Raw genomic sequence first — 23,212 nt, 5'->3', positions numbered from 1 at the left:
GATATGACGCTGATAATGATTCTTCTCGCCGTCTGCGGCGGCGCAACGCTGAGCATTCAGGCCGCGATTAACGGGCAGCTCGGCAGCAGCGTGGGCGTTTTCAAAAGCGCGTTTCTGACATTTTCCGTCGGCGCGCTGGTGACCGCCCTGCTGATTTTCTTCTTTGAGCCTAAGCAGGCGGTCACGCTGCTGGACGTGCCGAAATGGCAGCTCCTCGGGGCGATGTTTGGCGTGCCCTATATCGTGATAATGGTGCTCGCCGTACAGCAGATCGGCACCGCCGTCGCCACGGTGGCGGTGATATTCGGCCAGCTCGCTATGAGTATGCTGATTGATAACTTTGGCTGGCTGGGCAATCCCGCCATTCCGTTTTCGCCGAGCCGTCTGAGCGCGGTGGTGTGCCTGGGGATTGCCCTGTACTTCATCTACTCCAGCAGCAAAACCGGCAGCGTCCGCGACTAAGCTGAGGTCTTACGGGTAAAGAACAGCGTCACCGTGGCAACGGTGACGCCAAATTTCTTCATCTCGGTTTTGTTAAACAGATGGGTCTCATCCTGCAGGTACATCCAGTCGTCGAAGTTCAGTAGCCAGGTGCTGCCGTTTGCCGTCACGTTCATGCTGTAATGCCAGTTAAAGGCATTGCCTGCGGCCTGCCCCGTGGCAACCCCTTCAATATCCCCTGCCGTTCCCTCGTAGCGATCGTTCCCCACGCGGCGTATATGCCAGACCCGCTGCTGCTTCTCGCCATCGTCGTAGACGAAGTGCTCGTTGAGCGTCAGCGTATCGCCGATAACGTCCCCGGCAATCTCAACGTGAAAACGGCGGATCTGCTTGCCGCTGCGATCCTGCACCATCCCCCACGCTTCGGTTTTGCCCTGGAAGTAGTGGAAGATATCAAGCCGCGGCTGCTGCTGGCGATACTCGGCCACCTCAGTGCTACAGCCCGCCAGCAGCATCGTGAATGCCAGCGCCATCATCAGGATACGTTTCATTTTTGGCCTCCGATTAACTGCTGACGCAGCTCAGGATATTGCGTGCGGGGATCGAGCCAGATGGCCAGAAAACGGGTGCTGAACGCTTCCGACTGACGCGGTCCAAGTGGAATAAAGGATGTTTGCGCCGCTGACGCGCGATACCAGAACTGCCCCTGCTTATCATTGAGAACAAACGCCAGCTGTGAGCCCGGGCGAACATCCGGCCAAAGGGACCGGAGCATCCGCAGCCAGGCTTCGCTTTGCGCTTCCTGCGCCAGGATCCCCTGCGCCTGCCACTGGTCGCGGGTCGCCTCAACCAGTTCATCGCGATCGATGTCCCGCGCATAGGTAATAATGAGCGCCTGATCCTGATTATCCCGACCGTAACGCCCGTCCGGGGTGCGTAGCTGGGAGGTATAGACGGTGAACGGCCCCCAGGTGAGCGTGGCGTCCCCCACCTTCCGCCAGGCCAGCCAGTCGGCGGCCTGGGCAACAGGCACAACCAGCGTCAGCCAAAGCAGCAAAACCACAGCTCTCATTTTTGTCTCCCCATCAGCAGGTGGAAAAACAGCATCAATACCAGCCAGCCCGGCGCCATCCAGCCCACGACGATAAAGGTCGGCTCCAGAAACGTGATGCCCCCCAGCCGCTCGCCAAACAGGTAGGCCACCGGTCCACCCACGGCGGCCAGCAGGGTCAGCAGCCAGCCGGGTAACGTGGTGGTGCGCGTCAGCTGCGTCCAGACGGTGGCGAACATCAGCCACAGTGCCACCATCCATAACGGCATCAGGGACTCGCCCGTAAAGGCAATCAGCCCGGTCAGCGCCCAGAGTGCGTCCAGCAGACTGCCCGCCGCGGCCAGCCCAATGGCGTAAAAACGGTAAGCAGGCGGCAAGAGCAGGCACGCCAGGATCGCCAGCGCGAGCCAGATAATCAGGCCCTGTTCGCGAAAGAGCACCACCAGCGCCCAGTAGAGGTCGAACGCGACGGCCAGCAGGAAGACCTGAAGGTAACGTCTCATACGCGCTCGGCGGTCAGCTGCACCACGCTGATGGTGCGAGCGTTAAACCCGGCTTCGCAGTAGCCGAAGTAGTACAGCCACATGCGGCGGAACCGTTCATCGAAGCCGAGCTTTTCAATCTCCTGCCAGGCATGGACAAATCGCTGCCGCCAGTGGGCAAGCGTGCGGGCGTAGTCGGGGCCCATGTCGAAAAGATTGCGCACCACGAAATCGGTGTGGCGCGTCATCAGCTCGTTCATCGCAGTGATGCTCGGCAAGAAGCCGCCGGGAAAAATGTAGCGCTGGATAAAATCGACGCTTTTGCTGTAGTCGCGATAGCGCTGGTCCTGAATGGTAATGGCCTGAATCGCCATCCGTCCTCCGGGGCGCAGACGCGCCTGGCAGGTGCGGAAAAACGTGGGCAGATAGCGTTGCCCGACGGCTTCAATCATCTCAATTGAGACCAGCTTGTCGTACTGTCCGGTGAGGTCGCGATAGTCGCAGAGCAGTACCTCAACGCGATCCTGCAACCCGGCGCGGGCGATCCGCTCGGTTGCCCAGGTATATTGTTCCTGCGACAGCGTGGTGGTGGTCACCCGACAGCCGTAATGACGGGCCGCGTATTCCGCCATCGCGCCCCAGCCGGTGCCAATTTCCAGCAGGTGGTCACCCGGGTTTAGCGCCAGCTGGTCACACAGGCGCGCCATTTTGGCCCGCTGAGCCGCAGTGAGATCCTGCTCGTCACCAGTAAACAGCGCGCTGGAATAGAGCAGCTCTTTATCCAGAAAATGGGCATAGAAGGTATTGCCCAGATCGTAATGGGCGGCAATATTTTCGCGCGCCTGCATGCGAGAGTTACGCCGCGTCCAGTGGCGTATCCGCTCCAGCGGCCTGCCGAGCAGACGGAACCCGTTTTCCAGACGGCCAAGCACCTCGCCGTTGAGCGCCAGCAGCTCCAGAAGCGGCGTGAGGTGTGCGGTTTCCCACTCGCCGTCCATCCAGGCTTCTGCCGCAGCAAGGCTCCCGCCCGTTAAGACGCGCCAGTAGACGCCGGGCGTGAGGATCTGCACGTCGGCATGCAGCGCGGAGGACGTCTCGCCAAAATGGAAGGTCTGCGCCCCTTCACGCAGCGTGAGCGAGCCGCCGCGGATGCCGCTTAACAGACGAAACAGCAGCCATCGCGCGAGGCGGACGTTGCGCGGAATATCGGGTTCTAACGCAAAGACGGGATCGGTCATGAGCGTTCACTCCTGCTGACGGGATGGTTATACAGCGGCACGCGCTTGAGCCACAGGCGCAGCGCCTGCCAGTAAATGGCAAAAACGGTTTTCAGGGTCATAAGCGGAATGCGCAGCAACAGCGAGCGCAGCGCGGGGCGCGTCAAAGGCTCCCGGCGCAGCGCGAGCGTGGCGTCAAAGACCTTCGCTTCCTGATGATTTTCAATGTGCATATGCAGCGTGTTATCCGGGTCGTTAAAGCGCCAGTGGTAAATCATGTCCATCGGGTTGAAGGGGGAAACGTGAAACGCTTTTTCCGTGGGCTGCGCATCCTGTCCGTTGACGGCATAGTAATGACGTTCATTCCACGGCGTGTTGCGGACCTCCGCCAGCACCCAGCGCAGCGTTCCCTTTTCGTCGTAGCAGTAGTAAAAATTGACCGGATTGAAATGAAAGCCGAAATAGCGCAGCTGCGTCAGGAGCATCACCCGCCCGTCCGGACGTTCCCCGGTCAGGCTCTCCAGCCTGCTGAGCACGTTCTCTTTAAGCGGCGTGCCGAGCGGATAGTCCGCGTCGTGGAACGAGGCGGCGGCAAAGCGATTGCGCCGCACGCCGACGGACGAAAGCTGCGGTAGTTCATCGAGATCCAGCCAGGCCATAAAGACGCTGTAGCTAAATTCGTGGGTTTTCGGCTGAAGGCGGCGGTGGCGTAACACGCCGTGGTAGAGGCAGCTGTTCATCTCAGTTCCCCTCTCCGGCCGCTATCGCATTGACCACGTCCAGCGCGCTGCGCACGCCATCTTCATGGAAACCGTTGTACCACCAGGCCCCGCAGTACCAGCTCCGGTTATGACCGTTGATCTCGCCGCGCCGCGCCTGCGCCCGCCAGCTTTGCGGGTTAAACAGCGGATGTTCATAGACAAAGCGTTGCAGAACGAAGCGCTCATCTACCGGCGCGTCCGGGTTGAGGGTGACGCAGAACAGCGGACTGCCCGCAGGCAGCCCCTGCAGGATGTTCATGTTGTAGGTGACGCAGGCGCTGGCCTGTTCCTGCGCGCTCAGGCGGTAGTTCCAGCTGGCCCACGCGCGCTGCCGCTCCGGCAGCCAGCGCGGATCGCTGTGTAAAACGACCTCGTTGCGCTGCCAGCCGATATCGCCCAGCACCTCGCGCTCTGCATGCGTTGGGTCATCAAGCATCTCCAGGGCGCTGGCGGAGTGGCAGGCAAAAATTACCCTATCGAAGGTATGACTGCCGTTTTCAAGCTGGAGCGTAACCCCGTGCGCGTGGCGGCTCACCCGCTGCACCGGTGAATTGAGGTGCAGATTCAGACGGTCGCCCAGTTTGTCGAGCATGGCGCGGATATACTCTCGCGAGCCGCCCGGCACCACGTACCACTGCGGGCGCTGGGTGATATCCAGCAGGCCGTGGTGGTGGAAGAAGCGCAAAAAGAGCGGCAGCGGGAAACGCTTCATCTCCTGCAGCGACGAGGACCAGATGGCGGCCCCCATCGGCAGAATGTAGTGGCGCGCAAAAAACGGCGTGAAGCCGTGCTGTTCCAGAAACGTCTGCAGCGTGGCGTTCGGGTCCACCTCCCCGTCCAGCGCCTGTTTTGCCAGACGATTGAAGCGGACGATCTCCCCGAGCAGCCGCCAGAATGCCGGATTCACCAGGTTTCGGCGCTGGGCAAACAGCGACGTCAGGGTGTGTCCGTTGTATTCAATCCCCGTCGCCGGGTTGTGCACCGAAAAGCTCATCTGCGTTTTTTGCCCGCTGATGCCCAGCTCGCTGAGCAGGCCCATAAAGCGCGGATAGGTGCGGTCGTTGTAGACGATAAACCCGGTATCGATCGCGTATGTGCCCTGTGGCGTCGTCACGTCAACCGTTGCGGTATGGCCGCCGGGCGTGGCGCCCGCTTCAAATAAGGTCACCTTATGGTGCCCGGCCAGGCGCCAGGCGCAGGTCAGCCCGGCGATGCCGCTGCCGATAATCGCAATGTTCATGAACGCACCATCCTGCGCAGCAGCGCGCGCTGTAAAAACGCGGGCAGCCCGGAGAGCAACCGCAAAATAAAGCCGAACCCGTCAGGAAATGCGATATGCATTTTTCCTGCCGCCAGCCCGGTACGGATCGCCTTGACCGCCTCATCGACGCTCACCCTGCCCGGCATGGCAAAATCGTTTTTGCGCGTCAGCGGCGTGTCGACAAAGCCCGGGGAGACAACCGTCACGGCTATCCCTTTTGGCTCCCAGTCCAGCCGCAGGCTCTCGGCAAACCAGCTCAGGGCCGCTTTGGACGCGCCGTAGGCCTCTGCACGTGGGAAAGGCAGCCAGTGGGCCATCGAACTCACCAGCACCACGCGGTTGCCAGCCGTCAGCTGCGGCTGCAGCGCGTCAAGACAGTTCACCGGGCCGAGGAAATTTGTCGCCATAACCCGCTCCACCAGCGCCGCATCCACCACGCCTCCATCGAGATATTCGCAGGTACCGGCGCAGAGAATAATCAGATCGGCGTAGCTGCCGGTCAGCGCCTGGCGACAGGCGTCCCTGTCTGTCATATCGAACAGGCGAACGGTGAGATTGGGGCAGGTCTGATGCAGCGCTTCGAGACGCGCCGGATCGCGTCCGCAGGCAATCACGTGGTAGCCGTCTGCGGCAAAGGATTTCGCCAGCCCGGCACCAATGCCCGAGCTTGCGCCGGTGATCAGTACCGTTTTCATGATTTGACCCTCCGCTTCACGCCGCGTACCGCCCAGCCCAGCAGAGGAAGGTGTTCGTAGATCATCTCTCCCGCATCGTAGTAGTCGCGCTGGTGCGTGATGAGATCGCTTTCCGTGTCCACCACCGAACATCCCGGCAGTTCGAGCGGCTCTCCCCCGGCAATGCGCGGATGCGACCAGTGCATTACCCAGGTCACAGCAAACCGGTTCCCGCTGCATAGCGGCGTATCGATGGAAAAACGGCAATGCTCGACGTTGGCCAGCAGATGGGTGAAGTAGCGCTGAAGCGCGAAAATCCCGTCATGCTCGCCAAACGGATCGATAAGCGTGGCATTCGAATGGTAAAGCCCCACCAGCGCGGACGGCGGCTGGCTATCCAGTGCGGCGTAGTACTCAACAAACCGACTCACGACAGAGGGCAAAGTGCTCATGGGTCACATCCTGGCTGTAAACAACGTGGCGTAATCGCATAATTAAAACTTACACAATTAACGTTATTTGTCCAAGTTTGTGGTGATTTATTTTTTATTTTAGATATATATCAATTACCTATATATAGTCAAAAGAGTGGGTTTTGTAGTTCAGGTAAGGCGTAGCCGCCACCCGGCTTTAACTTTCAGGATATCCTTAAGGCAAACTCGCCGGTCTTATTCCAGGCTTATCCTTTTTATTCATAAGGATGCCCGCATGAAACGTTTCTTTCTCTCCCTTTTCTCCAGCCCGGAATCCTTACTGCAGGTGATGAGCCAGCAGGAAATCATTGAAGCCGTCGAAGATGGCGATCGCATCATTATCGACCAGGACGGGAACGCCTCGGTGAACTACAAAAGCAACGAGGTGCGGCAGGATTTTTTGCGTCACGTCAACATGCTGAAGAGGGCCTGATATGGGAACGGCGATATTTATGGTGCTGATGGTATGCGGGTACTGGTACACCAGCCGCGACCTGTCGACCCGCTTTAAAATCAAGCGCTCCTTTGGCTGGGACGTCTATTTTCTTGTGGCGCTGTACGGCTGTATTTTCGTTCTGCAGGGCGTAATTGCCACCGGTCTGCTCTGGCTGCTCCTGCTCGCCCTTTCTGCGGCCAACAACGCTTTTCACTTTGCCTCGCCGAAATATACCGACTGGCAAATCGACTTTATGAACTGGAGCTTTTTAGGCATTCAGGCGCCGGTGGTCGTGATGCTGGCGTTTGCCATCCTGTTTTGCCTCTACCGCTCTAACTGGGCAGGCAGCGCCAGGCTGGACGGCGAAAGCCGGAAAAAGCTCTACAAACGTCTGGCGCAGTCGAGCGGTATTGAACAACTGCTGTATCAGTGTATGGAGCAAGGGGAACTGGCGCAGGTTACGCTCCGTTCCAGGCGGATTTACGTCGGCATGATCCACACCGCGACGCTGGAATATGAAAAAACGGCCAATATCGTGCTGATCCCGATGTTAAGCGGGTACAGAGACGCGAAGACGATGAACTTTCGCATCGAGAATAACTACAGCAAGTGGTATGCGGAGCATGACATCACGCTCGACTCTGAACCCCGCAGCGCCATGTCATTCCGAAAGGTGATTTTACTCAATCAGATTGAGAGCCTCTCGCTGTTCGATCCCGCCAGCGCCAGCGCGCTATCGCTGGCACAGCGCGACGAAAGCTCTCGCCCTAAAGAGACATCCCCATAATTCTGAGAATGCTCTGCTGTGAAGCGGTTTCGAAAAGGACGTTCTTAACGCAGAGCATGCCCTGCTTCTGGTAGAACCGGTACGCTCCCGCGTTCTGCTCAAGCACTTCCAGCCAGAGATAGTCTTTTCCCCTGCTCCGGGCCATGTCGGTAATGTTGTTGAACATCACCTGGCCATAGTTCTTGCCGGTCTCGGCGGGATCGAGGTAGAGCTTGTTGAGGAGAACGCCCTTCTTATCCGTTTCCGGGAGCAGAGCTTCCCAGGTCACTTTCATGAACCCCACGGGCCGATCGGTCTCGGCAACATACCAGGAAACAGCGTTCTCTTTCAGGCTCTGTTCAAGTACGGAAAGCGCGTACTCGCCGTGCAGAAAATCCTTCATCTCTGCCTCTGACACCCACAGATGCTGAAAATGGGCGGGATAGATTCGGTATCCCAGCTCGCTTAAAAGCGTTGAATCGGCCCCTGTGGCCTGTCTAATTCGAAGAGTCATGAAAAGTATCCCTGGTAATCACCCACGTTGGGCATTTTGGTAGAGATCCCAGCGGTTGCCGTAAATATCTTCAAACACCACCACCGTACCGTACTCTTCCTCACGAGGTTCTTCGCAGAAATGAACGCCTTTATCTTTCATGGCACGGTAATCGCGCCAAAAATCGTCCGTCTGAAGGAACAGGAAAACTCTGCCGCCGCATTGATTGCCGATAAAGCTTTCCTGCCTCTCGTTAGAAGCACGAGCCAGCAAAATATTGCAGTCGCTTTCCGGGTTGGGTGAGACGACCACCCAGCGTTTACCCGGTTGAGGCGTATCCTCTACGAGGGTAAAACCCAGCTTATCTGTGTAGTATTCAATAGCGCGATCGTAGTCATCAACCACAACAGCCACGCAGCCAAGGCATCGCTTCTGTGTTCTCATTTTTCGTTTCCTTTACCCTAAATGGTTATGCTCAGCGCTTTCTCACAGAATACGCGCGCATGAAAATATTTTACAGACTGATAGGTCTGCTAAGTACGCTCCAGGTTCAGACACACTAAAACGGGTGGGTGAAAAACCTCATCCGATCGCGCTACTCTGCCGCTGATGAAGGGATGATGGGTGATAAAAACATATGGAAATTATTTTGATGCGGCATGGAGAACCTCAGCACAGGGGTGAGCCAAAAGTATCGCACAGGCAAATGGCTGAATGGATCGACAGCTATAACCGCTCTTCAACGGGCAGCGACAGACCTTCGGAGATAGCTCAAATCCTCGCGTACCGCGCGCTCACGTTTCTCAGCAGCCCTCTCCCGCGAACCCTTTCATCGTTGAAAACGCTGGGGTGTCAACCGGGTTTAATTGATGAGGTTTTTCGGGAAGCGGAACTGCCGATATTTCGTATCCCAGGGTTACGGTTGTCGCCTTTTTACTGGGCGGCACTGTTTCGCGTTCTTTGGCTCTGCGGGCTGTCTGGTGAAGCAGAGTGCGTAAGCGTCGTAAAAAAACGTGCCGCTAAAGCGGCTGAGATCCTCGTAACGGCGGCTAAGGACTCCGATGGCCCCGTCTTGCTCATGGGGCATGGGATCATCAATCGGTTTATTGCAAAAGAACTGATCGCATCAGGCTGGAAAGAACAGACTCGTCAGGGTAAGGGTTACTGGGGAGCGGGTGTTTACAGCCTTATGTAACGGCACCAACTGACGCCGAGGATTTTTCAACCTCAGCAATTGGGTCATAACGTCTGGCCAAGAATAACGCAATCAAACAGACGCGCATGCGGATGAGCATCCCGGCATGCTTGCCGACTGCATAGCATGTACGCGGATGAGGACTTTTCCAGCTTATATCGAGGGCGAAAGTGCGGTTATAGGCCATTTGCTCATTCCCGGTGTGAAGGTTATTAAACGCTAAGTGTTGTTGTCTTGCGGGCATTTGTCAGTCGTCGCAGGGGTAAACATTATTTGCCCACTAATAACGCTGCGGCTAATGCCCTCTTCAACGGAGTGATGACCTCATCCGTACCCATGCCCATCTGTGCATGAATAATTGCGCCGTCAATGAGCAGCATAATTTCATTGACGATGCGCTCATCAGCACTCTTCGTCAGCAAGGCAATAATTTTCTTTGTTTCTGACTTATGACTGCGGCATATCTCTTTAATTTCGCTTTCAATATCTTCCGATTTCGCCTCTGCGCTGGCGTTAATAAACGCGCAGCCGTGGAATTCGGGCGAAATAAACCATTCGTAAAGCGTTGCGGATATCGCATCAGAAGGTATTTCGCCTTCATCGAGATGTCGACGCAGCGTGGTCTCAAACCAGTTAATCCATATTTCATGCCGATAGTGTAGATAGGCGAGAATAAGCAAGCTCTTACTCGGAAAATGGCGATAGAAAGTCACCTTGGTCACTTTAGACGCTTTAATCAGCGTATCCACCCCCGTCGCCCTGAAGCCCGTGGAATAAAACAGATCGTGCGCCGTGAGTAATATCTTATCTCTGACGCTGATTTTTGTATCGTTGCCTGCGGGTTCTGTTTTCACTTTTGGGTAGCCTCAAAAAGAATGTTGACAGCGTTATTTTACAGGCATAGATTACCGCAGGTAGACAGATCTGTCTACTTAATATAACGCTGAGGTAATCGCAATGAACACACGTCCTCCTTTACCGCCCTTCACTCGTGAAAGCGCCATCGAAAAAGTCAGACTGGCAGAAGATGGCTGGAACAGCCGCGACCCGGCGAAAGTCGCGCTTGCCTATACGCTGGATACCCAATGGCGTAACCGCGCAGAGTTCGCCACCAACCGTGAAGAAGCCCAGGCGTTTCTGGAGCGGAAATGGAAAAAAGAGCTGGACTATCGTCTGATTAAAGAACTCTGGGCATTTACGGAGAACCGAATCGCGGTGCGCTATGCCTATGAATGGCATGATGATTCCGGCAACTGGTTCCGCTCTTACGGCAATGAAAACTGGGAGTTTGAGCCGGACGGACTGATGAAGCGCCGCTTTGCCTGCGTAAACGATATGCCGATCAAAGCCACTGAGAGGCTGTTCCACTGGCCGCTGGGCAGACGCCCGGACGATCACCCTTCGCTGAGCGATCTTGGCTTATAGGATTTTCGCATCACTCCGGGCCGCCCCGGAGTGATGACTTTACAGCGCGCCCAGCTGTTTCATCAGCGTCAGGTTGTCCTCAATATGCCAGTTAGCCACAATCTTACCGTCACCAATCTCATAAATATCGGTGGCGATAAAATCTATTTTTTGCCCCTTTCCTTTCAGCTTGCCAAATGTTCCGGTGAATGTGCCGTGAAAATGTAAATGCGAAACCACGCGATCGCCTGAAATAATCATTTGCTCAACGTCACATTGCAAATCAGGCACGGCCGCACGAAACGCACGGGAAGCTAAAATAGCGCCTTCCGGCCCCTGCTTACGCCCCTCCGGAGGCGTTTTATCAATAAAGTTTACCGCCAGGGCATTACGCGCCAGGGTTTCATTACCCGTATTCCAGAATGAGGCATATTCTCTGGCGAGTGCTTCATTCGCCTTTAATTTCGCCTGCGGCAGGCTGTTGTCCACTATAAGCTGTTTTGGCTGCAGCCATTCCCCCTGCGCGGAAATCGCATTGCCCGACAGACCTGCAAAAATAACTAACGCTACAGCCGAATGAAAATACGTCGAATATTTCATGATATCTCTCAATAGAGTATTACATTACCCGCGGACGATTCCCTGCGGTTCAAATCAGAGAGGGTCAGTTAATTAACGCCCCGCCTTCAATATCAATGACCGATCCCGTGACAAAGGGATTATCAATCGCGAAAAGATATCCTTGCGCGACGTCCTCCGCCCTTCCCCTGGCTTTGGCTCGCAGGCTTTCCGCCGCGCCAGCGAGCATTTTTTCCCGCGCGGCGGCGTCCATGCCCGCGTACGCTTCCGTGTCGGTCAGCCCCGGACTCACGACGTTGACGCGCAGCGGTGAAAGCTCTTTCGCCAGCACTTTTGTCGCGGCCTCGATGGCGGCATTCATCGTCGTTTTAACAATGGCGCCCGCCACGGTACGACGCGCCACGAACCCGCTGGTGAACGTCAGCGTACCGCGAGGGGCGATGTTCCCGCTGAGATAGCGGGCAACATTGATGCTTCCCCAGAATTTTGTATCAAAGGCCAGCCTTGCCGCGCGGAGATCCAGCCCGGAAAGAAGCCCTCCCGGAGCCTGTGAACCCGCCGTAACGACGATATTATTGACCTCACCCAGCGTTTCACCGAGTGCAACCAACTCTGCCTCACGGCTGATATCAAGCACGAGGGTGTGAACAGATGCGGCGTGGGCGCTCAGCCGCTGCCGCGCAGCGTCCAGCTTCGCGCCGTCGCGGCCCGCAAGAATAATTTCCTCGCCGCGCCCGGCAAGCAGGCTGCCCACGGCGAAACCGATTCCGGAAGCGCCGCCGATAATTAAGGTTTTATGGGTCATAACGTTTCCTCCTGCAGGGTGTAAATGGGGTAATCGGTATATCCCGTCGCGGTGCCGCCAAACAGCGTGGCGGGGTCGCGCACCTGGGCCAGAGGCAGCTGGTGCGCCAGCCGGTGGGGTAAATCCGGGTTGGCAATAAACGGCCGCCCGAAGGCAATCAAATCGGCATAGCCGGCAGCAAGGATCTTTTCCGCTTTTTCAAGGTCATAGTTCCCCGCGACGATAAGGGTTCCGCTAAACGTCTCGCGTAGCGATTGACGGAATTGTTCAGGTACCTGCGGCGCATCGTCCCAGTCGGCTTCCGCCAGGTGGATGAACGCAATCCCTTTTTGTTCACACCAGGCCGCGAGAGCGAGTATGGCTTCCGTCACCTGCGGATCGTTCATCCCGCGCTGGGTAATAAACGGGGAAAGGCGAATGCCCGTACGCTCGCGGCCAATGGCCTCGGCAATGGCGCTTAGCACTTCCTGAGCAAAGCGGATCCGGTTCGCCAGCGTGCCGCCGTACTCGTCCGTGCGTTTGTTGGAGGTTTTACGCAGAAACTGGTCGATCAGATAGCCGTTTCCGCCGTGAACCTCCACGCCGTCAAACCCGGCCTGAACGGCATTCAGTGCCGCCTGACGATAGTCCGCGATGATGCTGTGGATGTCCTTGAGCGAGAGTGTTCTCGGCTGCGGGCAGTCAACCATTTGGCCTTCCCCCTTTTCATTCACAACCCACACCTGCGCGTCCGGCGCCAGTGCTGATGGGGCGACGGGCTGACCATCCTGATGAAAACTGGCGTGCGACATTCGCCCGACGTGCCAGAGCTGCGAAAAAATCACCCCGCCCGCCTGATGCACGGCGCCCGTCGTGAGTTGCCATCCTGAAACCTGCTCAGGCGAATGGATGCCGGGCGTCCATGAGTATCCCTGGCCCTGAGGCGAAATCTGGGTGGCTTCCGTGATAATTAATCCGGCGCTGGCCCGCTGCCGGTAATACTCCGCCATCAGCGCCGAGGGAATATTTCCCGGCTGCAGGGAGCGCGCGCGGGTCATCGGCGCCATGACGATACGGTTTTTCAGATCCTGCAGACCCAGCCTGTAGCGTTCAAAAAGTGAGATACGTTGCATGTTTTCATCCCTTATGGTTTGGATGAAATCACTTTACATTCGGCATCTTATTTTGATAATTACGCTAAAAGTAGATGCACTTTTCGGAAAATATGAATAATGGGTAAACTCGAAGACATGGCGTTACTGGTGGAAGTTGCCGAGGCCGGCGGTCTTTCTGCCGCCGGGCGACGCCTGTCGCTTTCTCCCGCCACCATGACGGCCAGGCTGAAGGCGATTGAGGAGCGTTACCAGACGCGCCTGTTTCACCGCTCAACGCGATCCATTACGCTGACCCGCGCCGGGGAAGAGTTTTACCATGCCGCGCTGCGCGTGCTGGAAGAAGTGCATCACGCAGAGTCGTTACTGACGCAAAAGGAAGGCGTGCTCAGCGGCAACATTCGCCTTTCTGCGCCCTCGGACTTTGGCAGACAGTATCTTAGCCCCGCCGTCGTGGAATTCTCCCGACGCCATCCCGACGTTAAATTTTTCATCTCGTTAAGAGAACACGTTGAGGACCTGGTCGCTAACCGGCTGGATATGAGCGTGCGTTTTGGCAACCTGCCGGACAGCAGCCTTGTCGTCAGAAACATCCGCCCGAACCATCGGGTGCTGGTCGCCTCCGGGGAGTATCTTAACGAACGCGGTATTCCCTCCACGTTTGCCGATTTAGCCCAGCACCGGTGCCTGGCGCTTGAGTCTCAGGGCGTGGTGATGAACGAATGGCGCTTTGAAAAAGATGGCGAGGAAAGCGTCGTTCGCGTAGAGCCTGCCATGGTGTGCGACGACGGGGCTTTGCTTCGTCAGTGGACACTCAGCGGGGCTGGCATCGCGGGGAAATCGTGGTGGGACGTAAAAGACGATGTTGAAACCGGAAGGCTCACGGTACTGTTTGCCGACAGCTTCACCGGCTTTAGCCGATACGATCGCAAAGATGTCGGCCTGCAGCTTGTTTACCCGCAGCGCAAACTGCAGCCGCTTCAGGTCACGGCTTTTAGCCAGTTTTTTCTCGACTGGCTAAAAAAACATTAAATTAAATCGCGTCAGGCAGCTGCGGTTAATTTGTCGCCAAAATAAGAGATAGCGCGCATTTCGTGGACAACCTCAGGACTACCCTAGGAGCGGTTTTCAGGAGGTACAAAATATGAAAAAGCTTCTGATATGCTGTTTGTTTGGTAACACCGCAAACTCTCTCGCCAAAAAGATGCAGTCTCTGGCAGAACGCGAAGGCTATCCGCTGATTATTAGCGCTGTTGGGCTGGATAACTTCGCCAGCGTCGCTCCCGCTTTCGATGGTTTCCTCATCGCGCCGCACATTCAGTACAAACTCGATGAGATAAAAGAAACGGTGGGCAATACGCGTTCAATCGCCATTATTGAGAGCCTGCCCTATGCATCTCTCGACGCGAGGAACGTATTGAATTTCGTGAAGGAACAGATGCCTGAACTGGCTGCCTGACAGATAAGGCCGCATCGGTTTTGCGGCCTCCTCTCACCCGGCGATCAAAACGTGTCGACACAAGGCTGGCCGACCTTATTAAGGGCGTTTTGCAACCTGGCTCTGAGTTCAATTAACGCTGCTTCTTTCTCTTCAAGCTGCTGCAGCTTGCGGCGCAGAGAAGCCTGTTTTTGCTCAGCGGTAAAGTTGTCGTCAACCCAGACAGATAAAACCTCTGCAATTTCGGCTAAGGTAAAACCCAGCATTTTGGCATGCTTGATCATGTTTAAACGCTGTAAATCGACGGCGGAATAAACTTTGTAGTTATTGCTGCGATTGGGCTGTGGGATATTCTCTAATAGCCCCTGTCGCTCATAGTAACGCACCGTCTCTTTCGACAATCCCGTTTTCGCACAAAGTTCACCAATTCGCATCGCGTCGCCCTCACCTTGTAAAAATCACGCTTGACCGTGTACCTAAGTGCACGGTTTATCCTGTGCGGCATACATTAGGGAAACGGGATTAAAGATATGAACTCTTTTGATTATACAGGAAAAACGGCGCTGGTTACCGGAGCATCTTCGGGCATCGGTCGTGATTTTGCCCGGCAGCTTGCCGCCCGCGGCGTGGCCTTGATCCTCGTCGCCCGCAGCGAGCCAAAGCTGCAGGCGCTTGCCGCAGAGTTGGTCAGAAAGCACGGCGTCTCCATCACGATTATCGTGCAGGATTTAGTGAAGCAGGAAGCCATTCCCCACATTGTGGAACGGCTTGAAACCTTAAGACGCGTCCCCGACATTCTGATTAACTGCGCCGGGTTCGCCACCTACGGGCCATTCGAAAAGCTGTCGATCGACAGGCAGCGTGATGAGATAAACGTAAACTGCATGGCCCCCGTGGAGCTGACTCACGCCCTGCTGCCGGGAATGCTGCAGCAGGGATCCGGGGTGATTATTAACGTTGCCTCAACGGCCGCGATGCAACCGGATCCCTATATGGCGATTTATGGCGCAACCAAAGCCTTCCTGCTCTCGTTTTCGAACGCGCTGTGGGGAGAATATCGCTCAAAGGGCATCCGCGTCCTGGCGCTTTGCCCCGGCGCAACGGATACGGCCTTTTTTGATGTGGTGAATGCTGAGGAGGCCTCGGTAGGGAAAAGAATGCCCGCTCACAAGGTGGTCACCCTGGCGTTGAAGGCCGTTGAGAGTAACCGTAGCTACCTGATTACCGGATGCGGTAACTGGCTTCTGGGGCAGCTACACCGGTTCGTGACGCGCAGGCGTCTGGTGCTTATTGTTGAAAAAATATTGCGCCCACGTTCGGCTTAAGCAAAAACGGCTCTGTTCAGCGCAAGGGAGTTGCGCTGAAACCCTCGCTTATTGCAGACAGATAGATGCCATAGTGCACGAAAAACAGTGATACACTTACCCCACCTGGTTGATCGTCCCGTCTGAACGGCACATGATGAATGACGGTAACCAAAATACGAAATGGTCACTCGTTGTTAATCGTAGCCTGTCACGCTAAGCTTAAATAATGACTAAAAATATGAATCCCCCATCAGCACGTGGTCCCCTTGACCACGCTGTCAGAGAGCAAATCGTCGAAGCGGCTTTTGAGCACTTCGGTCACTACGGCTATGAAAAAACCACCGTCGCCGAGCTGGCTAAATCCATTGGTTTTTCAAAGTCCTACATTTATAAATTTTTCGATTCCAAACAGGCTATCGGCGAGGTGATCTGCGCTAACCGCCTGGAGCTGATCATGGCGGCAGTCCTTTCCGCCATCGAGGATGCGCCGTCAGCAAGCGAAAAATTACGCCGCCTTTTCAAAGCGCTCACCGAGGCGGGAAGCGAGCTGTTTTTCCACGACCGTAAGCTATACGACATTGCCGCCGTCGCCGCGCAGGAGCAGTGGCCGTCAACCCAAAAATACAGTGAAAGCCTGATGAAGCTGATCGAGAGCATCATTATCGAAGGCAGGCAGGCCGGCGAGTTTGAAAGAAAAACGCCGCTGGATGAGGTCACATTTGCCGTCTACATGGTGATGTGCCCTTATATTAACCCCGTTCAGCTGCAGTACAACCTCGAAATGGCCCCCACCGCGGCGGTGCTGCTCTCTTCACTTATTTTAAGAAGCCTGGCCCCCTAATTTGTGACCATTGACAATTTTGGTCACTAGTCAGAGAATGCGGATACCGTCCTGTTACGTCAAAAAGGTTTCCCATGCTCAGGCTCACTTCAGCCCGCGTTGCCGTTTGTCTCCTGCCGTTTGCCCTGGTGGCGTGCGGCGATATTTCCGCGAGTGACGATCCGCGCACAAAGCCACCGCTCGTCAGATCCGCCTCCGTCGAGCTTGCGAACAATAACGCCCGCGCCTTCACGGGCGTGGTGGTCGCAAGAACGCAAAGCGATTTAGGTTTCAGAGTCCAGGGAAAAATCCTTGAGCGACTGGTCGATACGGGGCAGACCGTCAAACAGGGCCAGCCCCTGCTGCGTCTGGATCCGGTTGACCTGAAATTACAGGCTCAGGCGCAGCAGCGCGCGGTGGATGCGGCTCAGGCGCGCGCGCGCAAAGCCACCAGCGATGAGGCGCGCTATCGTGGACTTGTGGCGTCCGGCGCCGTGTCTGCCTCGGAGTATGACCAGATCAAAGCGGCGGCCGATACGGCCAGGGCCGACCTCAGCGCCGCCCGGGCGCAGTCCAGCGTGGCGCAAAACGCCACGGGCTATGCCGTGCTGCTGGCGGATTCGGACGGCGTGGTCATGGAGACGCTCGCCGAGCCGGGTCAGGTCGTCAGCGCCGGACAGGTGGCGATCAGGCTCGCCAGAGCGGGACAGCGTGAAGCGCTCGTCCAGCTTCCGGAAACGCTGCGCCCTGCCGTCGGCAGCGAAGCGCAGGCCACGCTGTATGGCAATGAAAAACATCCGGTCACCGCAACGCTGCGCCTGCTGTCTGACTCGGCCGATGCCGCGACCCGCACTTATGAAGCCCGCTACGTGCTGGATGGCCTGCTGGCAGACGCGCCGCTGGGGGCAACCGTCACGCTGAACATTCAGGACAATAAAGCGGAAGGTCAGGTCATGCAGGTCCCGCTGGCTTCACTCTATGATGCAGGAAAAGGTCCCGGCGTCTGGCGTATTTCCGCCCAGCCGGCAAAGGTTGCATGGACGCCCGTCAAGGTGCTGAGCGTGGGTGAAGATGCGGCGCAGGTCACGGGCGGCGTGAAGCCCGGTGAGAAGATTGTTGCGTTAGGTGCCCATCTTCTGCACGAAGGTGAAGTCGTCAGGCTTACCGAGCAACGCAATGCCGCCCTGGCGGAGAACACACCATGAGCGGAAGCCGCTTCAACCTGTCGGCGCTGGCCGTCCGCGAACGTTCCATTACGCTGTTTCTGATCGTTCTGGTCACGATTGCCGGAATTTACGCCTTCTTTGGGCTCGGGCGCGCGGAAGATCCGCCCTTCACGGTAAAGCAAATGACGGTGATAACCGTCTGGCCGGGCGCCACCGTGCAGGAAATTCAGGATCAGGTCGCCGAGCCGCTGGAAAAGCGCCTGCAGGAACTCAAATGGTATGACCGTACCGAAACCTATACCCGTCCCGGCATGGCGTTTATCACGTTGTCATTGCAGGACAAGACCCCGCCTGCCGAAGTGCAGGAGGAGTTCTATCAGGCGCGTAAGAAGCTTGGAGATGAATCTCAGCGACTTCCGGCGGGCGTCATCGGCCCGATGATCAATGACGAATTCTCGGATGTTACCTTTGCCCTCTTTGCCCTGAAAGCGAAAGGCGAACCGCAGCGGCAGCTGGTACGTGATGCCGAAGGCTTGCGCCAGCAGCTTCTGCACGTTCCCGGCGTGAAGAAAGTGAACATTATCGGCGAACAGGCCGAGCGGATTTATATCTCCTTCTCCCATGACCGTCTGGCGACGATAGGGCTCTCACCCCAGGATATTTTCAATGCCCTCAACAGCCAGAACGCGCTAGCCGCGGCGGGTTCCATTGAGACCCGAGGCGCGCAAATTTTTATCCGCCTGGACGGCGCGTTCGATGAACTGCAGAAAATCCGCGATACGCCTTTTATTGCTCAGGGCAAAACGCTCAAGCTGTCCGATGTGGCAACGGTTGAGCGAGGCTACGAAGATCCCCCGACGATGCTGATACGCAATCAGCATGAGCCCGCCCTTCTGCTGGGCATCGTGATGCGTGAAGGCTGGAACGGTCTGGCGCTGGGTAAAGCGCTGGATGCGGAAACGGCGAAAATAAATGATAGCCTGCCGCTGGGCATGTCCCTGACCAAGGTTACCGACCAGTCCGTGAATATTCGCTCGTCGGTCGATGAGTTCATGATCAAATTCTTCGTCGCCCTGCTTGTGGTCATGGTGGTTTGTTTTGTCAGCATGGGCTGGCGCGTGGGTGTTGTCGTTGCGGCGGCGGTACCGCTGACGCTGGCGGTCGTGTTCGTGGTGATGGAAGCCGCGGGGATAAACTTTGACCGCGTTACGCTGGGCTCCCTGATCCTCGCCCTCGGCCTGCTGGTTGATGATGCCATCATCGCCATCGAAATGATGGTGGTGAAAATGGAGGAAGGTTACGACAGAATCAAAGCCTCGGCCTTCGCCTGGAGCCATACCGCCGCGCCCATGCTGGCCGGTACCCTGGTGACGGCCATTGGCTTTATGCCGAATGGCTTTGCCCAGTCGACCGCCGGGGAATACACCAGCAACATGTTCTGGATTGTCGGCCTCGCCCTGATTGCATCGTGGTTTGTCGCGGTGGTGTTCACGCCCTATCTTGGGGTGAAGATCCTGCCGGCGATCCCCAAAGTAGAAGGAGGTCATGACGCCATCTACAACACGCCTCGCTATAACCGTTTTCGCCAGCTGCTTGCCCGCGTTATCGCCAGAAAATGGCGGGTGGCCGGGTCGGTGGTCGCCATTTTCATTCTGGCCGTGCTCGGCATGGGGCTGGTTAAAAAACAATTCTTCCCGACCTCCGATCGCCCGGAAGTACTGGTTGAGGTGCAGATGCCCTACGGTACCTCGATTGAGCAAACCAGCGCCGCAGCCGCAAAAATCGAAGCGTGGCTGGGCCAGCAGCCCGAAGCCAAAATTGTCACGGCCTATATTGGTCAGGGTTCGCCCCGCTTTTATCTGGCGATGGCGCCTGAACTGCCCGATCCGTCTTTTGCGAAAATCGTGATCCTGACGGACAGCGAAACGTCACGCGAGGCGCTCAAGCTCCGGCTGAGGGACGCTGTCGCCAACGGCCTTGCCCCCGAAGCCCGCGTGCGGGTAACGCAGCTGGTGTTTGGCCCGTACTCGCCCTTCCCGGTTGCCTGGCGCGTGTCGGGGCCGGATGTCGAACAGGTGCATGACATCGCTGACAGGGTGAAAGCCGTGCTCCAGGCGAGCCCGATGATGAGAACCGTCAACACCGACTGGGGCTCACGCGTTCCCGTCCTGCATTTCACCCTCGATCAAAACCGCCTGCAGGCGACCGGCTTAACCTCCAGTGCCGTTGCCGAGCAGCTTCAGTTCCTGCTGTCTGGCGTGCCCGTCACCTCCGTGCGGGAAGATATTCGCTCGGTGGAGGTGATTGGCCGCGCGGCGGGAGATATCCGTCTTGATCCGGCAAAAATCGAGGGTTTCACCCTTGTCGGCAATGCGGGACAGCGCGTTCCGCTGTCTCAAATCGGCAAGATTGAGATCGGTATGGAAGATCCGATCCTGCGCCGTCGCGATCGCACCCCGACGATAACCGTTCGGGGCGATATCGCTAACAATCTTCAGCCACCGGATGTGTCGGTGGCCGTCATGAAGCAGCTCCAGCCGATTGTTGACGCGCTGCCGCCCGGGTACCGAATAGACATGGCGGGTTCGATTGAGGAATCAGGTAAAGCCACGCAGGCAATGATTCCGCTGTTCCCGATCATGATTGCCCTGACGCTGCTGATCATCATTTTGCAGGTGCGCTCAATCTCGGCGATGGTGATGGTGTTCCTAACCGCGCCGCTGGGGCTGATTGGCGTGGTGCCCGTGCTGCTGATTTTCAATCAGCCGTTTGGCATCAACGCGCTGGTCGGCTTGATTGCCCTTTCAGGCATTCTTATGCGCAATACGCTGATCCTGATCGGTCAAATCGATCATAACCAGAAGGAGGGTCTTGAGCCGTTCCAGGCGGTGGTTGAAGCGACGGTCCAGCGCGCACGCCCGGTCCTTCTGACCGCCATGGCCGCCGTGCTGGCGTTCATTCCCCTGACGCATTCGGTGTTCTGGGGCACGCTGGCCTGGACGCTGATAGGCGGAACGCTGGGCGGGACGATCGTCACGCTCGTCTTCCTGCCCGCGATGTATGCGATCTGGTTCCGGATCCGACCATCGGAACAACGCGTGCAGCACCGTGCAGAAAACGTGTAAACTACCATGAGTAGATAACACTTCTGAGGAAAGCATGGTTGTTAAGCGCTTAAGAAAAGAGGACCGCCGCGTGCAGCTGCTGGAGGTTGCACGCGGAATCGTTCGTCAGCAAGGCACGGAGGCGTTGACGCTTGGCTACCTGGCCGAGCGGGCCAACGTGACCAAGCCTATCCCCTACGACCACTTTGGCGATCGTGAAGGATTGCTGATGGCGCTGTACCAGGACTATAGCGATCGGCAGCTGGCGAAATTCCGCGAGACGCTGGCGGTCGACAGCAAAACGCTGGAAAAGACGATCCGCTTTTTCAGCGCCGCCTATATCGACTGCGCCATTACCGCGGGGCCTGAAACCGGGCCAATCGCCGCGGCGCTGTCCGGCTCCCGCGCGTTGCAGACGTTTCGTGAGGCATGCGTGGCCGAATGTGCCGACTGCCTGCGTACCGCGCTTTCCCCTTTTGTCACGCTGAAAGGCGTTCAGGGGGAAGCGGCGCTGACGGCCATCATTGGCGCGGCGGACGCGCTCAGCACCGCCGCAGGCAACGGCGTGCTCGCCCGGAATGTGGCGGAAGATACGCTCAGCGGCGCCATGACCGGCGTGCTGGAGACCTACGTGAATAGCACAAAATGATCGCTTTGGGCGGATTGACACCTAAGTTACCAATAGTAATATAGGTGTCACTTCTACCCCATTTTGAGGTCGCTATGTCTGCTACAAATGCCATTAATAACGCACTGATCGTGACGGCTCATCCTGTCGACAATTCGTTATCCCATTCGCTGGCAGCCCATATTGCCGGGAAATTACGCGAGCAGGGTACGCAGGTTGAGATCGCCGATCTGCATGCTGAAGGGTTTAATCCGGCCATGTCTCGTCCCGACCTTGATCTGTATCACGGCGATCCGAGCGCTCTTCCCGACGATATTCTGCACGAGCAGCAGCGCGTCGAGCGAGCGGATATGCTGGTGTTTGTCTTCCCCGTGTACTGGTGGTCGGTCCCCGCGCTGTTGAAAGGCTGGTTCGATCGCGTATTAACCCTGAACTGGGCGTATAAGGTGGCCGATGACGGCCGGATTGTGGGCAGCTTACGCGATGTTCCCGTCCGCCTGATTGCCACCGGCGGCAGCGATCTCACCGGATTCGACAAACACGGCTATTCGACGGCGATTCAGACGCAGATAATCGAAGGCGTGTTTGGCTTCTGCGGGTTGAAGAACGTTAAGCTCGATATCCTTTACCAGGCAGACACGGTGACGCCTGAGCAGGTGGAGGAGTTCCTGAAGGGGCTAGAGGGCCTTAAATAATCCCGGCTATTCAGTCAGCAAAGGCGCGCACAGCAGGTTACGAGCCTTTGCTGACAGCTTCCTGCCGCTGCATCGTCCCCCTACCCAAGTTGGTGTCTTGAAGCAATGAGTTAAGCAACGCTATAACTAACGTGATAATTCCGCATATAGCATATTGAATAAACAAAGGTCATTTCATGTATCAGTCAGTTCAGCCAACAACCACCCTCACCACCACCGGCACCTTCGGCGGCGTGAGCGTATCTGTAGCGAACTACTGACAAACAGAACCTCAATCCCCGCCTGACTGGACGGGGAAATACCTCTCCGTTCACCACCCTCTGAATGGAGAAAGAAAATGATTTCTGACAATGCTCTCTTAATTATCGACATGCAGCAGGGTCTCTTCCGGGGCCCGGTCTCCCCCTGTTCCACCGATGCCGTTCTGGCAAATATCCGTTTGTTAATAGCCAACGCGCGGCACGCGCAGGTGCCCATCTTTTTTGCCCGCCATGTTGGACCAGACCACTCGCCCTTTTCAGCGCAGGGGCCGTTGACGCAGCTGATACCCGAGCTGGACGTAAAGGAGCAGGATATTGTTTTCACCAAGCGCTATCCCAGCTGTTTTCGGGATACCGAATTGCTGCGTGAACTTAATCAGAGAGGCATCAAACAGCTGGTCATTGCCGGGATGAAAACAGAATTTTGTGTCGACACCACCTGCCGGGCCGCGCCGGAGCTGGGTTTCAGGACGGTATTGATTTCAGATGCGCATACCACAATGGATAATGCACATTTATCCGCCACTGACATCATTGCGCATCACAACAGCACGCTGGCCGGCCCGTTCGTGATGCTGTCGACTGCCAGCGGCTGGAATTTTAATACGGTAAGTTGAGTTGGCGGGATCGTCTCTCTCTATCCCGGCGCGCCTTTCCACGCGTCG

The 23,212-nt window shown here is 56.8% G+C and carries 29 protein-coding genes; 14 read left to right on the top strand and 15 right to left on the bottom strand.

Features of this window, described 5'->3' with window-relative positions:
* The first annotated feature begins 3 nt into the window (after positions 1-3).
* Entirely contained in the window at positions 4-462 is a 459-nt protein-coding gene (locus BJ885_RS06630; protein ID WP_121931455.1) for a DMT family transporter, read from the top strand.
* Here the strand turns inward: BJ885_RS06630 and BJ885_RS06625 are convergent.
* Genes BJ885_RS06625 through BJ885_RS06590 form a run of 8 tightly spaced genes read right to left on the bottom strand, consistent with a single transcriptional unit; the run spans position 459 to position 6,339 of the window.
* Positions 459-992, bottom strand: a complete 534-nt coding sequence (locus BJ885_RS06625; protein WP_121423644.1) for a DUF3833 domain-containing protein — start codon at positions 990-992, stop codon at positions 459-461. The genes BJ885_RS06630 and BJ885_RS06625 overlap by 4 nt on opposite strands.
* Complete coding sequence (locus BJ885_RS06620; protein ID WP_121931454.1) at positions 989-1,513, bottom strand: hypothetical protein; 525 nt, start codon at positions 1,511-1,513, stop codon at positions 989-991. The genes BJ885_RS06625 and BJ885_RS06620 overlap by 4 nt, the downstream gene beginning before the upstream one ends.
* Complete coding sequence (locus BJ885_RS06615) at positions 1,510-1,995, bottom strand: DUF2878 domain-containing protein (RefSeq protein WP_121931453.1); 486 nt, start codon at positions 1,993-1,995, stop codon at positions 1,510-1,512. The genes BJ885_RS06620 and BJ885_RS06615 overlap by 4 nt, the downstream gene beginning before the upstream one ends.
* The gene (locus BJ885_RS06610; protein ID WP_121931452.1) at positions 1,992-3,212 is read right to left on the bottom strand and encodes a cyclopropane-fatty-acyl-phospholipid synthase family protein; all 1,221 of its coding nucleotides are present in this window, start codon (positions 3,210-3,212) and stop codon (positions 1,992-1,994) included. The genes BJ885_RS06615 and BJ885_RS06610 overlap by 4 nt, the downstream gene beginning before the upstream one ends.
* Positions 3,209-3,931 carry a DUF1365 domain-containing protein gene (locus BJ885_RS06605; protein ID WP_047647840.1) on the bottom strand — a complete coding sequence of 241 codons (723 nt, stop codon included), beginning with the start codon at positions 3,929-3,931 and terminating at the stop codon, positions 3,209-3,211. The genes BJ885_RS06610 and BJ885_RS06605 overlap by 4 nt, the downstream gene beginning before the upstream one ends.
* 1 nt (position 3,932) lies before the next feature.
* Positions 3,933-5,192 carry an NAD(P)/FAD-dependent oxidoreductase gene (locus tag BJ885_RS06600; RefSeq protein WP_121931451.1) on the bottom strand — a complete coding sequence of 420 codons (1,260 nt, stop codon included), beginning with the start codon at positions 5,190-5,192 and terminating at the stop codon, positions 3,933-3,935.
* A complete protein-coding gene (locus BJ885_RS06595; protein ID WP_032657315.1) occupies positions 5,189-5,908 on the bottom strand; it encodes an SDR family NAD(P)-dependent oxidoreductase in 720 nt (239 codons plus the stop codon). Before BJ885_RS06595 ends, BJ885_RS06600 begins: the two co-directional genes overlap by 4 nt.
* The gene (locus BJ885_RS06590; protein ID WP_029740577.1) at positions 5,905-6,339 is read right to left on the bottom strand and encodes a nuclear transport factor 2 family protein; all 435 of its coding nucleotides are present in this window, start codon (positions 6,337-6,339) and stop codon (positions 5,905-5,907) included. Before BJ885_RS06590 ends, BJ885_RS06595 begins: the two co-directional genes overlap by 4 nt.
* A gap of 256 nt (positions 6,340-6,595) precedes the next feature.
* Between BJ885_RS06590 and BJ885_RS06585 the strand changes: the two genes are divergently transcribed.
* Complete coding sequence (locus BJ885_RS06585; RefSeq protein WP_023311615.1) at positions 6,596-6,793, top strand: hypothetical protein; 198 nt, start codon at positions 6,596-6,598, stop codon at positions 6,791-6,793.
* Position 6,794: 1 nt separating this feature from the next.
* Entirely contained in the window at positions 6,795-7,583 is a 789-nt protein-coding gene (locus BJ885_RS06580) for a hypothetical protein (RefSeq protein ID WP_029740578.1), read from the top strand.
* On the opposite strand, the gene BJ885_RS06575 is transcribed toward BJ885_RS06580, so the two are convergent.
* Together BJ885_RS06575 and BJ885_RS06570 are read right to left on the bottom strand one after the other, a co-directional pair.
* Complete coding sequence (locus BJ885_RS06575) at positions 7,564-8,076, bottom strand: GNAT family N-acetyltransferase (protein WP_121931450.1); 513 nt, start codon at positions 8,074-8,076, stop codon at positions 7,564-7,566. The genes BJ885_RS06580 and BJ885_RS06575 overlap by 20 nt on opposite strands.
* 18 nt (positions 8,077-8,094) lie before the next feature.
* Positions 8,095-8,499 (bottom strand): VOC family protein, encoded by a 405-nt coding sequence (locus tag BJ885_RS06570; RefSeq protein WP_029740580.1) that lies wholly within the window; start codon positions 8,497-8,499, stop codon positions 8,095-8,097.
* A 193-nt stretch (positions 8,500-8,692) separates the two neighbouring features.
* On the opposite strand from BJ885_RS06570, the gene BJ885_RS06565 reads away from it, so the two are divergent.
* Positions 8,693-9,250 carry a phosphoglycerate mutase family protein gene (locus BJ885_RS06565; protein WP_259467193.1) on the top strand — a complete coding sequence of 186 codons (558 nt, stop codon included), beginning with the start codon at positions 8,693-8,695 and terminating at the stop codon, positions 9,248-9,250.
* A 269-nt stretch (positions 9,251-9,519) separates the two neighbouring features.
* Here the strand turns inward: BJ885_RS06565 and BJ885_RS06560 are convergent, their stop codons facing one another.
* Positions 9,520-10,104, bottom strand: a complete 585-nt coding sequence (locus BJ885_RS06560) for a TetR/AcrR family transcriptional regulator (protein ID WP_029740582.1) — start codon at positions 10,102-10,104, stop codon at positions 9,520-9,522.
* A gap of 103 nt (positions 10,105-10,207) precedes the next feature.
* Between BJ885_RS06560 and BJ885_RS06555 the strand changes: the two genes are divergently transcribed.
* On the top strand, positions 10,208-10,675 hold the full coding sequence (locus BJ885_RS06555; RefSeq protein ID WP_029740583.1) for a DUF1348 family protein: 468 nt from the start codon (positions 10,208-10,210) through the stop codon (positions 10,673-10,675).
* A gap of 39 nt (positions 10,676-10,714) precedes the next feature.
* Here the strand turns inward: BJ885_RS06555 and BJ885_RS06550 are convergent, their stop codons facing one another.
* From BJ885_RS06550 to BJ885_RS06540, 3 genes are all read right to left on the bottom strand, one after another.
* On the bottom strand, positions 10,715-11,254 hold the full coding sequence (locus BJ885_RS06550; RefSeq protein WP_029740584.1) for an ester cyclase: 540 nt from the start codon (positions 11,252-11,254) through the stop codon (positions 10,715-10,717).
* A gap of 64 nt (positions 11,255-11,318) precedes the next feature.
* Complete coding sequence (locus BJ885_RS06545) at positions 11,319-12,038, bottom strand: SDR family oxidoreductase (protein WP_121931449.1); 720 nt, start codon at positions 12,036-12,038, stop codon at positions 11,319-11,321.
* On the bottom strand, positions 12,035-13,150 hold the full coding sequence (locus BJ885_RS06540) for an alkene reductase (protein WP_121931448.1): 1,116 nt from the start codon (positions 13,148-13,150) through the stop codon (positions 12,035-12,037). Before BJ885_RS06540 ends, BJ885_RS06545 begins: the two co-directional genes overlap by 4 nt.
* Before the next feature lie 99 nt (positions 13,151-13,249).
* On the opposite strand from BJ885_RS06540, the gene BJ885_RS06535 reads away from it, so the two are divergent.
* Both BJ885_RS06535 and BJ885_RS06530 read left to right on the top strand, forming a co-directional pair.
* Positions 13,250-14,161, top strand: a complete 912-nt coding sequence (locus tag BJ885_RS06535) for a LysR family transcriptional regulator (protein ID WP_121931447.1) — start codon at positions 13,250-13,252, stop codon at positions 14,159-14,161.
* Between the two features lie 112 nt (positions 14,162-14,273).
* A complete protein-coding gene (locus tag BJ885_RS06530; RefSeq protein ID WP_121931446.1) occupies positions 14,274-14,588 on the top strand; it encodes a PTS sugar transporter subunit IIB in 315 nt (104 codons plus the stop codon).
* A gap of 44 nt (positions 14,589-14,632) precedes the next feature.
* Here the strand turns inward: BJ885_RS06530 and BJ885_RS06525 are convergent, their stop codons facing one another.
* Entirely contained in the window at positions 14,633-15,001 is a 369-nt protein-coding gene (locus tag BJ885_RS06525) for a MerR family transcriptional regulator (protein WP_121931445.1), read from the bottom strand.
* A 96-nt stretch (positions 15,002-15,097) separates the two neighbouring features.
* Here BJ885_RS06525 and BJ885_RS06520 point away from each other — a divergent pair, with 96 nt between their 5' ends.
* The 7 genes from BJ885_RS06520 to BJ885_RS06490 all read left to right on the top strand — a co-directional run bounded on the left by BJ885_RS06520 (position 15,098) and on the right by BJ885_RS06490 (position 23,164).
* Positions 15,098-15,892, top strand: coding sequence for an SDR family oxidoreductase (locus BJ885_RS06520; RefSeq protein WP_121931444.1), 795 nt, complete (start codon positions 15,098-15,100; stop codon positions 15,890-15,892).
* 208 nt (positions 15,893-16,100) lie between these two features.
* The gene (locus BJ885_RS06515) at positions 16,101-16,715 is read left to right on the top strand and encodes a TetR/AcrR family transcriptional regulator (RefSeq protein ID WP_029740592.1); all 615 of its coding nucleotides are present in this window, start codon (positions 16,101-16,103) and stop codon (positions 16,713-16,715) included.
* A gap of 74 nt (positions 16,716-16,789) precedes the next feature.
* A complete protein-coding gene (locus BJ885_RS06510) occupies positions 16,790-17,899 on the top strand; it encodes an efflux RND transporter periplasmic adaptor subunit (RefSeq protein ID WP_121931443.1) in 1,110 nt (369 codons plus the stop codon).
* Positions 17,896-20,985: an efflux RND transporter permease subunit gene (locus tag BJ885_RS06505; protein WP_121931442.1), complete on the top strand. Its 3,090-nt coding sequence runs from the start codon at positions 17,896-17,898 to the stop codon at positions 20,983-20,985. Before BJ885_RS06510 ends, BJ885_RS06505 begins: the two co-directional genes overlap by 4 nt.
* A gap of 34 nt (positions 20,986-21,019) precedes the next feature.
* On the top strand, positions 21,020-21,613 hold the full coding sequence (locus BJ885_RS06500) for a TetR/AcrR family transcriptional regulator (protein WP_121931441.1): 594 nt from the start codon (positions 21,020-21,022) through the stop codon (positions 21,611-21,613).
* 74 nt (positions 21,614-21,687) lie between these two features.
* On the top strand, positions 21,688-22,287 hold the full coding sequence (locus BJ885_RS06495) for an NAD(P)H-dependent oxidoreductase (protein ID WP_121931440.1): 600 nt from the start codon (positions 21,688-21,690) through the stop codon (positions 22,285-22,287).
* 337 nt (positions 22,288-22,624) lie between these two features.
* Entirely contained in the window at positions 22,625-23,164 is a 540-nt protein-coding gene (locus BJ885_RS06490) for a cysteine hydrolase family protein (protein WP_121931439.1), read from the top strand.
* Positions 23,165-23,212 lie beyond the last annotated feature (48 nt).

The sequence above is a fragment of the Enterobacter sp. WP_7_1 genome (genome assembly GCF_003688535.1).
Classification (GTDB): domain Bacteria; phylum Pseudomonadota; class Gammaproteobacteria; order Enterobacterales; family Enterobacteriaceae; genus Enterobacter; species Enterobacter asburiae.
Note: the sequence above shows the minus strand (reverse complement) of the source record. Positions and strands in the feature narration are given on the sequence as shown.

What these genes read in the sequence shown, in the direction of transcription:
- BJ885_RS06590 (WP_029740577.1), bottom strand. Translation starts at nt 6,339, where the DNA reads ATGAGCACTTTGCCCTCTGTCGTGAGTCGGTTTGTTGAGTACTACGCC.
- BJ885_RS06605 (WP_047647840.1), bottom strand. Translation starts at nt 3,931, where the DNA reads ATGAACAGCTGCCTCTACCACGGCGTGTTACGCCACCGCCGCCTTCAG.
- BJ885_RS06525 (WP_121931445.1), bottom strand. Translation starts at nt 15,001, where the DNA reads ATGCGAATTGGTGAACTTTGTGCGAAAACGGGATTGTCGAAAGAGACG.
- BJ885_RS06575 (WP_121931450.1), bottom strand. Translation starts at nt 8,076, where the DNA reads ATGACTCTTCGAATTAGACAGGCCACAGGGGCCGATTCAACGCTTTTA.
- BJ885_RS06600 (WP_121931451.1), bottom strand. Translation starts at nt 5,192, where the DNA reads ATGAACATTGCGATTATCGGCAGCGGCATCGCCGGGCTGACCTGCGCC.
- BJ885_RS06490 (WP_121931439.1), top strand. Translation starts at nt 22,625, where the DNA reads ATGATTTCTGACAATGCTCTCTTAATTATCGACATGCAGCAGGGTCTC.
- BJ885_RS06510 (WP_121931443.1), top strand. Translation starts at nt 16,790, where the DNA reads ATGCTCAGGCTCACTTCAGCCCGCGTTGCCGTTTGTCTCCTGCCGTTT.
- BJ885_RS06615 (WP_121931453.1), bottom strand. Translation starts at nt 1,995, where the DNA reads ATGAGACGTTACCTTCAGGTCTTCCTGCTGGCCGTCGCGTTCGACCTC.
- BJ885_RS06565 (WP_259467193.1), top strand. Translation starts at nt 8,693, where the DNA reads ATGGAAATTATTTTGATGCGGCATGGAGAACCTCAGCACAGGGGTGAG.
- BJ885_RS06505 (WP_121931442.1), top strand. Translation starts at nt 17,896, where the DNA reads ATGAGCGGAAGCCGCTTCAACCTGTCGGCGCTGGCCGTCCGCGAACGT.
- BJ885_RS06570 (WP_029740580.1), bottom strand. Translation starts at nt 8,499, where the DNA reads ATGAGAACACAGAAGCGATGCCTTGGCTGCGTGGCTGTTGTGGTTGAT.
- BJ885_RS06495 (WP_121931440.1), top strand. Translation starts at nt 21,688, where the DNA reads ATGTCTGCTACAAATGCCATTAATAACGCACTGATCGTGACGGCTCAT.
- BJ885_RS06630 (WP_121931455.1), top strand. Translation starts at nt 4, where the DNA reads ATGACGCTGATAATGATTCTTCTCGCCGTCTGCGGCGGCGCAACGCTG.
- BJ885_RS06530 (WP_121931446.1), top strand. Translation starts at nt 14,274, where the DNA reads ATGAAAAAGCTTCTGATATGCTGTTTGTTTGGTAACACCGCAAACTCT.
- BJ885_RS06500 (WP_121931441.1), top strand. Translation starts at nt 21,020, where the DNA reads ATGGTTGTTAAGCGCTTAAGAAAAGAGGACCGCCGCGTGCAGCTGCTG.
- BJ885_RS06550 (WP_029740584.1), bottom strand. Translation starts at nt 11,254, where the DNA reads ATGAAATATTCGACGTATTTTCATTCGGCTGTAGCGTTAGTTATTTTT.
- BJ885_RS06515 (WP_029740592.1), top strand. Translation starts at nt 16,101, where the DNA reads ATGACTAAAAATATGAATCCCCCATCAGCACGTGGTCCCCTTGACCAC.
- BJ885_RS06535 (WP_121931447.1), top strand. Translation starts at nt 13,250, where the DNA reads ATGGGTAAACTCGAAGACATGGCGTTACTGGTGGAAGTTGCCGAGGCC.
- BJ885_RS06620 (WP_121931454.1), bottom strand. Translation starts at nt 1,513, where the DNA reads ATGAGAGCTGTGGTTTTGCTGCTTTGGCTGACGCTGGTTGTGCCTGTT.
- BJ885_RS06540 (WP_121931448.1), bottom strand. Translation starts at nt 13,150, where the DNA reads ATGCAACGTATCTCACTTTTTGAACGCTACAGGCTGGGTCTGCAGGAT.
- BJ885_RS06595 (WP_032657315.1), bottom strand. Translation starts at nt 5,908, where the DNA reads ATGAAAACGGTACTGATCACCGGCGCAAGCTCGGGCATTGGTGCCGGG.
- BJ885_RS06555 (WP_029740583.1), top strand. Translation starts at nt 10,208, where the DNA reads ATGAACACACGTCCTCCTTTACCGCCCTTCACTCGTGAAAGCGCCATC.
- BJ885_RS06585 (WP_023311615.1), top strand. Translation starts at nt 6,596, where the DNA reads ATGAAACGTTTCTTTCTCTCCCTTTTCTCCAGCCCGGAATCCTTACTG.
- BJ885_RS06610 (WP_121931452.1), bottom strand. Translation starts at nt 3,212, where the DNA reads ATGACCGATCCCGTCTTTGCGTTAGAACCCGATATTCCGCGCAACGTC.
- BJ885_RS06520 (WP_121931444.1), top strand. Translation starts at nt 15,098, where the DNA reads ATGAACTCTTTTGATTATACAGGAAAAACGGCGCTGGTTACCGGAGCA.
- BJ885_RS06625 (WP_121423644.1), bottom strand. Translation starts at nt 992, where the DNA reads ATGAAACGTATCCTGATGATGGCGCTGGCATTCACGATGCTGCTGGCG.
- BJ885_RS06580 (WP_029740578.1), top strand. Translation starts at nt 6,795, where the DNA reads ATGGGAACGGCGATATTTATGGTGCTGATGGTATGCGGGTACTGGTAC.
- BJ885_RS06545 (WP_121931449.1), bottom strand. Translation starts at nt 12,038, where the DNA reads ATGACCCATAAAACCTTAATTATCGGCGGCGCTTCCGGAATCGGTTTC.